This window comes from Rhodococcus sp. Chr-9 (assembly GCF_000801125.1).
In the GTDB taxonomy this organism is placed as follows: domain Bacteria; phylum Actinomycetota; class Actinomycetes; order Mycobacteriales; family Mycobacteriaceae; genus Rhodococcus; species Rhodococcus pyridinivorans.
This window is the reverse complement of the sequence record NZ_JTIZ01000106.1, coordinates 51170-62940: the sequence shown is the minus strand read 5'-3', so window position 1 is coordinate 62940 and position 11771 is coordinate 51170. Positions and strand designations below refer to the sequence as shown.

12 protein-coding genes and 1 pseudogene are annotated in these 11771 nt (G+C 68.3%); 6 read left to right on the top strand and 7 right to left on the bottom strand.

The annotated features are described in order from the left end of the window. The first annotated feature begins 34 nt into the window (after nucleotides 1–34). From QR64_RS16425 to QR64_RS16410, 4 genes and pseudogenes are all read left to right on the top strand, one after another. Nucleotides 35–1000 carry a hypothetical protein gene (locus tag QR64_RS16425; RefSeq protein ID WP_039586257.1) on the top strand — a complete coding sequence of 322 codons (966 nt, stop codon included), beginning with the start codon at nucleotides 35–37 and terminating at the stop codon, nucleotides 998–1000. Between the two features lie 95 nt (nucleotides 1001–1095). Continuing rightward, nucleotides 1096–1458 carry a PadR family transcriptional regulator gene (locus tag QR64_RS16420; protein ID WP_024103494.1) on the top strand — a complete coding sequence of 121 codons (363 nt, stop codon included), beginning with the start codon at nucleotides 1096–1098 and terminating at the stop codon, nucleotides 1456–1458. After that, a complete protein-coding gene (locus tag QR64_RS16415; protein WP_039586412.1) occupies nucleotides 1458–2810 on the top strand; it encodes a permease prefix domain 1-containing protein in 1353 nt (450 codons plus the stop codon). The genes QR64_RS16420 and QR64_RS16415 overlap by 1 nt, the downstream gene beginning before the upstream one ends. A gap of 325 nt (nucleotides 2811–3135) precedes the next feature. Next, nucleotides 3136–3527 (top strand): annotated as a pseudogene (locus QR64_RS16410) (aromatic ring hydroxylase); the annotation flags it as partial. 61 nt (nucleotides 3528–3588) lie between these two features. Here QR64_RS16410 and QR64_RS16405 read toward each other — a convergent pair. The 5 genes from QR64_RS16405 to lhgO form a co-directional block, all read right to left on the bottom strand. Then, nucleotides 3589–4248 (bottom strand): response regulator, encoded by a 660-nt coding sequence (locus QR64_RS16405; RefSeq protein ID WP_039586254.1) that lies wholly within the window; start codon nucleotides 4246–4248, stop codon nucleotides 3589–3591. A gap of 13 nt (nucleotides 4249–4261) precedes the next feature. After that, entirely contained in the window at nucleotides 4262–5434 is a 1173-nt protein-coding gene (locus tag QR64_RS16400) for a sensor histidine kinase (RefSeq protein ID WP_161793634.1), read from the bottom strand. 10 nt (nucleotides 5435–5444) lie between these two features. Continuing rightward, nucleotides 5445–6029, bottom strand: coding sequence for a DUF1772 domain-containing protein (locus QR64_RS16395; protein WP_006553945.1), 585 nt, complete (start codon nucleotides 6027–6029; stop codon nucleotides 5445–5447). 80 nt (nucleotides 6030–6109) lie between these two features. Next, nucleotides 6110–6769, bottom strand: coding sequence for an SDR family oxidoreductase (locus QR64_RS16390; protein ID WP_006553946.1), 660 nt, complete (start codon nucleotides 6767–6769; stop codon nucleotides 6110–6112). 88 nt (nucleotides 6770–6857) lie between these two features. After that, entirely contained in the window at nucleotides 6858–8054 is a 1197-nt protein-coding gene (lhgO, locus tag QR64_RS16385; protein WP_039586409.1) for an L-2-hydroxyglutarate oxidase, read from the bottom strand. A 210-nt stretch (nucleotides 8055–8264) separates the two neighbouring features. Here lhgO and QR64_RS16380 point away from each other — a divergent pair, with 210 nt between their 5' ends. Beyond that, the gene (locus QR64_RS16380; protein WP_039586408.1) at nucleotides 8265–9065 is read left to right on the top strand and encodes a DUF5602 domain-containing protein; all 801 of its coding nucleotides are present in this window, start codon (nucleotides 8265–8267) and stop codon (nucleotides 9063–9065) included. Between the two features lie 21 nt (nucleotides 9066–9086). Next, nucleotides 9087–9452, top strand: coding sequence for an SRPBCC family protein (locus QR64_RS16375; RefSeq protein WP_039586252.1), 366 nt, complete (start codon nucleotides 9087–9089; stop codon nucleotides 9450–9452). A 48-nt stretch (nucleotides 9453–9500) separates the two neighbouring features. Here QR64_RS16375 and QR64_RS16370 read toward each other — a convergent pair whose 3' ends face one another. Both QR64_RS16370 and QR64_RS16365 read right to left on the bottom strand, forming a co-directional pair. Next, a complete protein-coding gene (locus QR64_RS16370) occupies nucleotides 9501–10604 on the bottom strand; it encodes a glycosyltransferase (RefSeq protein ID WP_039586251.1) in 1104 nt (367 codons plus the stop codon). Nucleotides 10605–10607: 3 nt separating this feature from the next. After that, nucleotides 10608–11765 carry a helix-turn-helix transcriptional regulator gene (locus QR64_RS16365; RefSeq protein WP_039586250.1) on the bottom strand — a complete coding sequence of 386 codons (1158 nt, stop codon included), beginning with the start codon at nucleotides 11763–11765 and terminating at the stop codon, nucleotides 10608–10610. Nucleotides 11766–11771 lie beyond the last annotated feature (6 nt).

The window sequence follows — 11771 nt, the reverse complement described above, 5'->3', positions numbered from 1 at the left end:
TGCATCCGGCCCTTCGACGTAGCACGATTGGGGTATGGCCGACACGTCGAAACCCACCGCCGCAGTCCCCACCGCCCCCGACGCGGTCCTCGAGGCGTTGCGGGGAGCAGTCGCGTCGGTGGAGGCCGCCGTCGTGCGTCTCGAAGGCGACGATGCGGCGCCCGGAACCGTCGACTGCGTGCTCGACCTGGCCGGGGCGGAGCCGGCCGGCGACATCGTCGCGACCCATAATGTTCTGACCAGGGCGGCATCGATCGCCGACCACACCGGCGGTCTTCCCGACCGGGACTGGCAGTCGATCGCCGACCTCGGTGAGGTCCTCGCCCGGACGGTGACGCGTCTGCGCGGGCACGTCTCTTCGTCGCTCGACGATCTCGGACTCGACGCGGCGGTGGGTGAGCACGTCGAACTGCTGCAGAAGGTCGCGGTGGAGGAGGCTCTGGGGGAGACGCTGCAGTTGCTCGTGATCGTCGAGGACTGCCTGTTCCTGTGGCATCGCGTGCGCCTGGCACGCACGCCCGACGACGAACTGCGCGACGCGCTGACCTCCGCCCGTCAGGTCCTGGCCGACCACTTCACGCAGGACGCCGAACTGCTGCGCCGCGCCCGTGCCGCGCTCGCCCGGTTCGCGGAGGGCACCCCGATCGAGGTCGTACGCCGCTTGTCGTCGGGACGGACGACGAAGGTGCTCGCGGGTCTGCGTCAGGACTTCGACGACTTCCGGTGGGCGTGCCGTGCCGACGAGGCGGGTTGGCTCGACGACGAGGACCCGGTGATCGCCGAGGCCCTGGACTCGATGAGCAGTCCGCTCAAGGCGGTCGGGGGAGTCATCGGAGACGTGTTCGAACGCGGCCGTGCGCGGGTGACGGAGACGTGGAGTCGCTCCGAGGCTTCGGAATCTGCCGCTTCGGGATCTGCCGCTTCGGGATCTGCGGATTCCGGATCGACCGCCTCCGGCTCCGACGAATCCACAACCGCCGGATCCGACGACCGGCAGTAGACGCCACCGCACCACCTTGCGGAGAGCGCTCGGTCCTCATACCTAGATCTGCTAGGGTCACCGTTATCCATAGAACCTCTAGGTATGAGGACGACATGTTCATCGAGAAGGATTTGGTGGCCGCGTCCGCCACCCCGCTCGTGCTCGGCATCCTCGCCGAGGGCGAGTCGTACGGGTATGCGATCATCAAACGCGTCAACGAGCTGTCGCAGGGCCGGATGCAGTGGACCGACGGGATGCTCTATCCCCTCCTGCACCGTCTCGAGCGGGCGGGGCACGTGTCCGCCACCTGGCGTGTCGCCGACAACGGGCGGCGCCGCAAGCACTACGCCATCACCGACGCGGGCCGGGAAGTCCTCACCGAACGGGCGGCGCAGTGGACGGTCGTCGCCGAGGCCCTGCACCAGGTGTGGCAGTCGGCCCAGTTGCCTCCCGCCGTCGCGCCGGGGTGGTCGTGATGACACTCGACGCACATCTCGAGGACCGGATCGCCGGCTGGCGCAACTACGTCGCCGACCATCGGGTCATCTCGTCCTCGGACATCGACGAGATGGAAGATCATCTGCGGGAACAGATCTCGGACCTCGTGTCGGTCGGACTGACGGCCGACGAGGCATTCCTCGTCGCGGTCGGCCGGATGGGTGGTCTCGACGAGGTCTCCCGCGAGTTCGCCCGGGAACACTCCGACCGGCTGTGGAAGCAGCTCGTCCTCACCGGTGGCGGTCGCGGTGAGGAGTACGGAACCCCGCGTCGCCGTAGGGAACTCGCGGTCGTCCTCGCCTGCGCGCTCGGTGCCGGTCTGGCCGTCCGGGCCGGATTCGAGTGGCTCTCCGATAACGCACTGGTGCGCAACGCCGCCGTGCTCATGCTGCCCTTCCTCACGCTGTATTTCGCGTGGAAGCGTCAGATGAGTCCGAAGAGCAGTGCGCTCCTTGCCGTTCCGTTCGTCCTCGTGGCGATCGTGCTCAACGTCTTCCCGTTCGAACCGGGCGGCGCCACCGAGATCATCGCGGCGATCCACGCCCCGGTGGTCCTGTGGTTCGTCGTCGGTGCGGCCTATGTCGCAGGGCAGTGGCGATCCCATCGCCGTCGCATGGACTTCGTGCGCTTCACCGGGGAGTTCGCCGTGTACCTGGCGCTGCTCGCGCTCGGCGGCGGCGTGCTCATGGGGCTGACCGCGGGTGCCTTCAGCGCCCTGGGGATCGATATCGAACCGTTCTTCGAACAGTGGATCGTCCCGTTCGGGCCGGCCGGAGCGATCGTCGTCGCGGCCTGGCTCGTCGAGGCGAAGCAGCAGGTCGTGGAGAACATCGCTCCCGTTCTCACCCGGGTCTTCACGCCCGTCACGATCCTCATGCTGGTCGCGCTGTTCGTCGCGGTGATCGCGTCCCACAGCGTCGTCGACGTCGACCGGGGCCTGCTGATCCTCATGGACCTGATCCTCGTGCTCGTCCTCGGACTTCTGCTCTACTCGATCTCTGCCCGCGACCCGCACGCCGCACCGGACGTCTTCGATCTGCTGCAGGTGATGCTGATCGCCGCGGCGCTCGCCGTCGACCTGCTGATGCTCACCGCGATGGCCACCCGCATCGCCGAGTTCGGCTTCACCGCCAACAAGGTCACCGCCCTCGGTCTGAACCTCGTCCTCCTGGTGAACCTCGTGTGGGCGGCGTGGCTCGGCATCTCGTTCCTGCGGGGCCGCACCGGTTTCGCGGCGGTCGAGCGGTGGCAGATGCGCTACCTGCCCGTCTACTGCGGGTGGGCGGCACTGGCGGTCGTCGCGATCCCGCCGCTCTTCCGGTTCGTGTGAGCGCTCTCGACTCGGGACTACCATGCCCAGGACGGACGCGGTGCCCACGTACACGATGAGGCAACTCGCTCTCGTCTGCGATCACCGACCAGAAGGCCCTCGCGGTCAAGTTCCTCGTCCGGCAGCGCGCCCAGGGCGTCAAGCTCACACCGACCGGTCACGCGGTGCTCGAGCGGGCGAAGATGCTGCTGCACCACGCGAGCGAACTCGAGAGCGACGCGCGGTCGGAGGCGGGCGACATCGTCGGTCCGGTGGCGGTGGGGTGTTATCTCTCCCTCGCGCCGACATCGACTTCCGCGAGGACACCCAGAACCGTTTGCGGATGCTGCTCGACTCGCCCGATCTCGTCGAGGCACTCGGCGGACGGCCGGTGAGGCCTTCGTAGTCCGCCCCGACGGTCTGCTGCTGTGCCGTGTGCCGGTCGCCGACCTGGACAGTGTCGCCGCATCCCTGCGCTCCGGTGCCGCTCCGGCGGGCGCGGAACTCCCGGCCCGGCCTGCCGAGCAGGTCACCGAGGACGACCAGCGTCGCGAGAACGTCTGGCTCGGCCTGTCGACTGCCCTGGATCAGGCCGCCGAGGACGACCGCGAGGGCTTCCTGACACGACTCGCGCTGGTGCTCGGCTCGCAGATCGACCGCCGGCAGTTCGAGGAGGCCATCGCGGCCGCCGCGGACACCTCACCGCTGCGCGTGGAGGAACTCGCCCCGCAGGCCTGACCGCCGATACCGCTCGACCATCCGTCCCCGGTAGCCCCCTGCTACCGGGGGCGGACCCCTGTCAGGGATCGGTCGGCGGGACCAATCCCGTGCGGAAGGCGATCGCGACGAGATTCGCCCGGTCCCGCGCCTGGAGCTTCGCGAGAATACGGGTGACATGGGTACGCACTGTCGTGGGACTGATGAACAGCTCGCGTCCGATCTCGTCGTTCGACAGCCCCCGACCGACCTCGGCGAGGATCTCGCGTTCGCGCTCGGTGAGCACACTCAGCATCTCCGTCCCTCGCACCCGGGGACTGCGCGCTGCCGCCTGCATGACACGGCGCGTCACCGTCGGCGAGAGCATCGTCTCGCCGGCCGCGACGGTGCGGACGGCGGTACGCAGTTCCTCGGGGGCCGAGTCCTTCACGAGAAAGCCGGTCGCACCTGCACCGATCGCGTCGAGAATGTTGTCGTCGCTGTCGAAGGTCGTCAGCACCACCACCCGTATCCGGGTCGACGGCGAGGCGCCGAGGATCCGGCGGGTCGCTGTGATCCCGTCCGTCCCCGGCATCCGGATGTCCATGAGCACCACATCGGGTTCCGTACGCTCGACCACTCTCACGGCGTCGTTGCCGTCGGCGGCTTCGCCCACCACCTCGATGTCGTCGGCGCGACCGAGCAGTGCCCGCAGCCCCTCCCGGACGAGGGCCTGGTCGTCGACGATCACCACCCTGATCACGATCGACCTCCTGTCACGATCGACTTCCCGTGGGGATCCGGGCCGACACGAGGAAACCCCCACCGTCCGATCGTCCCGTCTCGATCGTTCCGCCGAGCAGACCGACGCGTTCGCGCATGCCGGCGAGCCCCCAGCCGGCCGAGGCGCCCTGGCTCGGACCCCGACCGTCGTCCTCTACGGCCACCACGAGGACATCGTCCCGAAGTGTCATTCTCACAACCGCTTTCGAGGCATCGGCATGTCGTAGGACGTTGCTCAGCGCCTCCTGCACCACCCGATAGGCAGTCGCGGCCACAACCGATGGAAGGTCGTCGGTCGTTCCGTCGCGGTCGATGCGCATGTCGAGTCCCGCGGCGCGCACCGTGTCGACGAGACGGGGCAGCTGCGCGAGCGACGGTGTCGGGGCGCGGCGGGAATCGTCAGGGGAGCGGAGGGCCTCGACCGTGGCGTGGAGTTCCTCCACCGCACGCGAACAACCGGTGCGTACCGCGGCGAGCGACCGGCGAGCGAGCGGCGGATCGTCCTCGATCGCTTCCGTCGCGACGCCGGCGTGCAACGAGATGACCGAGACGGTGTGCGCGAGCAGGTCGTGGAGGTCGCGGGCGATCTGCACCCGTTCCCGCTCGACCCGCCGGGCGGTTTCGTGCTCGCGTTCGAGCTGTGCTGCCCGTTCCCGCCGGACCATCTCCGCTCGCAGAGCGCGTCGCGACCGGACACTGTCGCCCAGGGCGATGACCGCGGCCATCAGTCCGATCTGCCCTCCCACCTCGAAGCCGAAGAGGTACGCGAGATCGTCGCCCTGCGCCCAGCGCACCCCGGTCGACAACACCGCCAACGTGACGGCCACGGTCACAGCCCAGCGCAGATGTGCCCGCTCGGCAGCCGAGTACAACGCCACCGCCAGCGGAACGGCGAGACCGATCGGCGGCAGCGACAGGCTGTAGTACACGACGAGCGCGACGGCCGTGAAGAGCAATACGCCCACCGGGTGAGTCCGGCGTACGAGGACCGCGCCGGCGACGAGTGCAGCAAAGACGTAGGCGAGTGCCGTCGGTCCCGAGCTGTCGCTCCCGAGATCCGCGACGATCGCCCCGACGAGAACGGCAAGGACCACAGCCGCGAGGAGCACATCGATCGTGCGGGCCCGGCTTCCGGTGCCGCCGGGGCCGCGAGCGGACCACCACACGTCGGCGACGTTACCGCGCGGACGGCGCGGGCGGCATTCGAACATCGTGTGCGGCCTGCTCCCGTGCGGCACGAGCGAGTGCAGACGAGATCAGCACGCGACGCAGGGCGCCGAACGCGAGTGTCGCGGTGAGTGCACTCATCGCGAGCCGCACACGGTGGCCGGTCACGAACTCCGTGGCCACGCGACGCAGTGTCTCCGCCGAGTGCACCGCGATGCCCTCGTCGAACATGATGGTGTTGCGCGGCCAGAAGTACAGCGCGGAGAACGCGAACTCGCCCAGGAGCAGGACGGTCAGGCTCGCGAGAACCCACCTGCGCGCCGCCCGGTCCCGGCGTACGACGATGAGGGCGGCGAGACCGAGAGCGACCGTGAGTGCTCCCATCGGCGGGAAGAAATCGGCGGGACCGGTCTGCGAGAAGAACCGGACGGCCAGATCGAGAGAGTCCGGCGGAGCGTGGAAGATGTTGGGATACAGAATGATCGTTTCGGCGAGGATTCCCCCGAACGCGATGAGCGCGACCCAGGAATAGGCCGCGCTCACCACGGTTCGGAGGGTGTCGCTTCGGGAGTTCGTGACTCGGAGTGCGGTCATGGGATCGACGTTAGGAGCGGTGGGCTCCGCAAGCGTCCACCCGTGATCGTGATCCGCGTACGACTTCCGACGTACGGGGATTACCGCAGCGCGTCGAGTGCCTCGTCGATCGGGACGTCACCGTTGTTGAACTCGATGGTGCGTCCCACCGTCTCCGGTCGCTCGAGCACCGCTGCGGCGACGGCCGCGACGTCGGCGCGCGAGACCTGCCCCTTGTCGCTCGCCCCGTGCCCCTCGATCTCGATGCGGCCGGTGGGCGGGTCGAGGGTCAACGCGCTCGGACCGAGGATCGTCCAGTCGAGGTCGGTACCCCGCAGATGGGTGTCTGCGGCCGACTTGGCCTCGGCATAGGCATAGAAGCTGTTGTCCTCGGGGACGCCGTGGTCGGGGCGGGCCCCGAAGTACGACACCATCACGTACCGGCGGACCCCGGCCTCCTGCGCGGCGGTCATCGAGGCGATCGCCGCGTCGCGGTCCACCGCGTAGGTGCGTTCGGGATTCCCTCCGCCCGCGCCTGCAGACCAGACCACCGCGTCGTGGCCGCGCAGCAGCTCGGTGATCTCGGCGATGTCCATCTTCTCGACGTCGGCGACGACGGGCGTGCCACCGGCAGCGCGGACATCGTCGGCGTGATCGGGATTGCGGATGAATGCGCTGGTCTCGTGACCGGCATCGGCCAGCAGCCGCTCGAGATGCAACGCGACCTTGCCGTGTCCTCCGAAGAGTGCGATTCGTGCCATGGAGACCTCCTGACGATGAAGTGTTTCCCATGCAGCATGCCCGGAACCGGTCACCGCGAACCATGACGTCCGCCGCCGGGTGACCCGATCAGGCGATGCGTTCGAGTGCGTGGTCGACGAGATACTCCGCGATCGCCATCGACGAGGTGGCCCCGGGCGACGGGGCGTTGCGCAGGTGCACGACCCGTCCGTGCCCGGTGACGACGAAGTCGTCCTCGAGACCTCCGTCGGAGTTCATCGCCTGGGCGCGGATGCCGCGCGGACCCGGCCGCACGTCGTCGACGGTCAGCCCGGGCATGTACGCGGCCGCATCGGCGACGAACCGCCGAGTGCTGCTCGCGGTGCGCAGTTCCCGGCCCGCTGCGGGCAGGTTGTGGGCGGCGAACCGCCAGAAACCGGGCCAGGCGACGGCATCGCGCAGATCCCGCCACGATCCGCGCCCGCCGCGATAGGCCTCGCGGCCGGGGGAGAGGAAGGCGTTGGGTCCCACCATCACCTCACCGTCTATCCGCCGGGTGAGATGCACACCGAGGAACGGATAGCGGGGATCGGGCACCGGATAGATCAACCCGCGCACCTTCGCCGCCGCGTCGGGTTCGAGTAGCAGATAGTCGCCGAGGAACGGGACGATCCGCGGGTCGCGGGTGTCACCCGAGGTGTGGGCGAGGCGGTCGGACTGCAGTCCCGCGCACGTGATCACCAGGTCGAAGGCCAGTTGATCGCCCGGGATGTCGACGACGACCTGCTCGCCCGCCTCACGGATCGCCGTCACGGCGGTACCGGTCCGCACCGTGCCGCCCGCGGCGACGACGTCGTCCGCGAGCGCGCGGGTGACGGCGACGAAATCGATGATCGCCGTGTGCGGGGAGTGCAGGGCCGCGATCCCGACGGCGTGCGGTTCGATCGCGGTGATCTCGCCGCCGCCGATGCGTCTGATGCCGGGGACCCCGTTCGCCGTGGCCCGCGAGAAGATCGCGTCGAGCCGGCCGAGGTCCGATTCGTCGAGGGCGACGACGACCTTGCCGCACTCGTCGTAGGGCAGGCCCTTGTCCGTGGTGAACGTCTGCAACAACTCCACCCCACGCCTGCACAACCGGGCCTTGAGGCTGCCGGGTGTGTAGTAGAGGCCGGCGTGGACGACACCGCTGTTGTGCCCCGTCTGATGCGCGGCGAGCCGGTCCTCCTTCTCGAACAGCGTGACGTCGGCGTCCGTGAGGGCGAGTCGCCGGGCGGTCGCGGCACCGATGATGCCCCCACCGACCACCGCGACGCGAAGGTTGCGAATACTCAAGGGCCGCTCCCTGTTCTCCGCGGATCGTGACGTCTGTCTGCAGTCCGGCGAGTATATGCCGCGACGCTGTGACGACGGGTTCTTCTGTCGGATCGCTCGGCGAAATCCCCCGAATGAGGGATGGCCGGGGTGACGAACACCGGTCGAGACTGGACCCACGGAATGGAGAGGTTCACCGAGAACCCTCGGCGATCGGATATCACCATGAAGAAACATCGATCATCTCGTTCCATCGCAGTGCTCCTCGCCGCGTGCGTCGCCGTGGCGGTCGGCGGCGTGGCGTCGGCGGTGCCCACACATGCCCACCTGCACTTCGGTCAGGCCGTGAGCGTCGGTGACGGAACCGCGCGTGCGTACGCCACCGTCGATGCGAACGGGGCCCCGACCGCCGTCGGTATCCGCTTCTCGCCGGCGGCCCTCGACGGACTGCCCGATGCCGACGAGATGTACATGCTGCACCTGCCCGTTCAGGCATCCGACACGGTGTTCGACCACGTCATGCTGAACTGGAACCCGCGCGGACACGATCCGACCGTGCTGTTCGGGAAGCCCCATTTCGACATGCACTTCTATATGACCGACATGGCGGCGATCGAAGCAATCGACCCGACCGCACCGGATTACGCCGCTCGCGCGGAACGACTCCCGGACCCGAAGTACATGCCCGGCGACTACGTGACCCCGCCGGGGATGCTCGCATCGCAACTCGCGGTGCCGTTCATGGGTGTGCACTGGCTCGACATCGCGGAAAAAATGGTTCCGGGCGTCTACGACTTCACCGAGACGTTCGTCAACGGTTCGTGGGACGGCGACTACACCTTCATGGAGCCCATGATCACGCGGGAGTGGCTGCTGACCCGTCCCACCATCCGCGAACAGATCAAGTTGCCGGCCGCCTATCAGCACTCGGCCTGGTATCCCACCGCCTACAGCGTCGGATTCGACGAGCAGGCGCAGGAATACGACATCGCCCTCGGAGGAATGGTCCCGCGCCAGGCATCCTGACGCGCACCTCCATGAGAACCATTGCGGTACAGCAGGAACAGTCCCCGTATCTCGGGTGAGGGCGGCAAGGAGGGATCCGTCTCGCGCGCCACCGTCAAGGTTGCCGGACGGCGAATCGAACTCACCGAGGAACTGGCCCGCGTCGAGCCCGGCAGAGCCCAGCACCGCCGCAGCGTGAAGAGCCCGATCCGGTACGAGACCGTCTATCGCTTCGAGTCGGTGGAGACGGGAACCCGCGTCACCTTCCACCAGGACACCGAGGACGTCGGGAACCTCTTCGGCAAGTTCACCCAGCCGGTCGTGGAGAAACTGTACGCGCGCGATGTGCGGAACAACCTCGAACACGCGAAACAGCTTCTGGAGGAGGGAGATGCGGTCGAAGGGTGATGTGAAGGACCGGCACCACCGGACAGGTGCCGGTCCTTCGCGTGTTCGTCAGTGTTCGACGAGCGTCAACACCCGGTCGGCCGCAGCCGATGCACCGTCGACGGTTCGGAGACGGGCGCCGAGTTCTGCTGCCGCCGTGCGATAACCGTCGTCGGTCAGCAGCCTCTCCAAGGCCGCGCGTATCTGCTCGGGCGAGGCGGTCTTCCGCAGGCGGATTCCAGCCCCCGCCTTCGCGACCTCACGACCGATGATCGCCTGATCCGTCACCGCCGACATGGGCATGATCAGTATCGGAAGTCCGTGTGCGAGAGCCCGGAAGGCCGTCGCGTGCCCGCCGTGCCCGACGACCGCCGAACAGGTCCGCATCAGCTCGTGGTGCGGGATGTACCGACGGACGGTCGCATTGGGCGGTACGCGCAACCCGGTAGGGTCGATCGCCGGCCCGGTCGTGACGACGAACTCCGCGTCCATCTCCGCGGCGGCGTCGAAGATGTTCTGGTAAGTGCGGCGCTGACCCGGGAAGCCGGCGGTGCTCAGACTGACCAGCACGCGCGGCGGTGTTCGACCGACCGCCGCGGCCTTCGCGTCGTGGATCGCACCGGTCCAGGTCAGCGAGCCGTCCGTGCGCCGTCGCGCGGCCGGGTCGAGCACTCGGTCCGAGCACACGAGTCGCATGTCGGCCTGTTCCCACAGTCGCTTCGGACCCAGGCCGCGTAGTCGCGAACCGATCCCGAACGGTCCGTGCCGGAAGGCGCCGTCGAATGCGGCGAAGAAGGAATGGAACAGCACCACGTACGGCACCCCGGTGCGCGCCGCAGCGTCCTGGGCGTTGAACAGCATGCAATCGACGATCACCAGATCGGTCGGCTCCCCGGCGATCTCGTCCTCCACATCCCGTGCGACGGCGGAGTCGGTCATCATGGCGTAGGCCATGGTCAGCACTTTCGGGGTGCTCAGTTCTACGTGCGGGGTCCAGGTCGGCGAGTGCCGGTAGCCGCAGAAGACGAGGCAGGCATCCTCCGCGACCTTCCGTTGCGATTCGTGACCGAGAACCCGAACGTGATGTCCGCGGCGGTGCAACTCGCATCCGAGCGCTGCTTCGGGCGGGTAGTTCCCCCCGCCTTCCAGTGTGACGATCAGGATGCGTGCCACGGCTCACCTCTTCCGATGTGCACCGACCGGGACGCTCGTCGGCGCCGGTTTCTCGACGAACCACCCGTCCGGCCCGATCTCCGTACCGACCCGGGGGAGGCAGTGCGTGAAGAACAGTCGTGCGACGAGTTCCTGCCGACTGTTCACGCCCGTCTTCGCATAGATGCTCTTCAGGTGGTCCTGCACGGTGTACAGGCTGACGAACAGTCCACGCGCGATCTCGGTGCGTGTCTCTCCCGCAAGAACGCGGGCGAGGACATCGGTCTCCCGTTCGGTGAGACCGTGAAGGGCGGCGATCAGAGCCACGAGATGACCGGGCTGCGCGGGTTCGATCGCGACGACGATCCGGGCCGATTCTCCTCGGCCGTCCAGCGACCCGGCCCGCAGGACGAGCCACTGACCGTCCTCCGTACGGACACGGACGACGCGCGCGGCGGCCCCTTCGTAGCGGAAACGGACGGCGACCACTACGGCCGGGAGCATGAAGGCGCCTTCGGCACCGAGTCGCTCGAGATACTCCACCGCCTGCGGAGTAGCCGATTCGATCTCGTTGTCCGCGCCCACCACCACGACCGAGGGACCGGAACCGCCGGGTGATGCGTCCGCCGCGAGTCGAGGGGATTCGCGGAGCAACGACAACCGCAGTCCGTCGCCGATCTCGCCCACGCATCCTGCGAGTGCTGCCACATCGTCGGCGTCGAAGCGTCGGCCGGGGGCGCGCATGAGAGTGCCGCCGCCCCAGACGCGCCCGTCACGGCCCCGGAAGACGAGGCGCACCTCGTCGTCCATTCCCTGCGGTTCGAGGATCTCGCTGTAGGGCAAGGAATCGCGGATGTCGCAGTCGATCGCCTCGCGGATCGTCCGGACACCGGTGCGCGTCCGGGCGAGCTTGCGGTAGGTGTTTGCGAAGCGCGACGTGCCGTACTCGATGTGTGCCACCGTCTTCGCGGCACGACCGGGCGGGGCGTCGGCGCCGAGCATGGTCACGGACGTGAACAACATGCTCACCGGATCGACGAGAGCGATGCATCCGATGTCGTAGTGGATACGCCGCCGGATCGTGTCGAGGACGGCGTGCCGGAACTCGACCGGGTCGGCGGTTCCGAGTGCGATGTCCCGAACCTCGCTGCGGAGCGCCGACGCCTGCCGTGACGCGGTCATATTTTC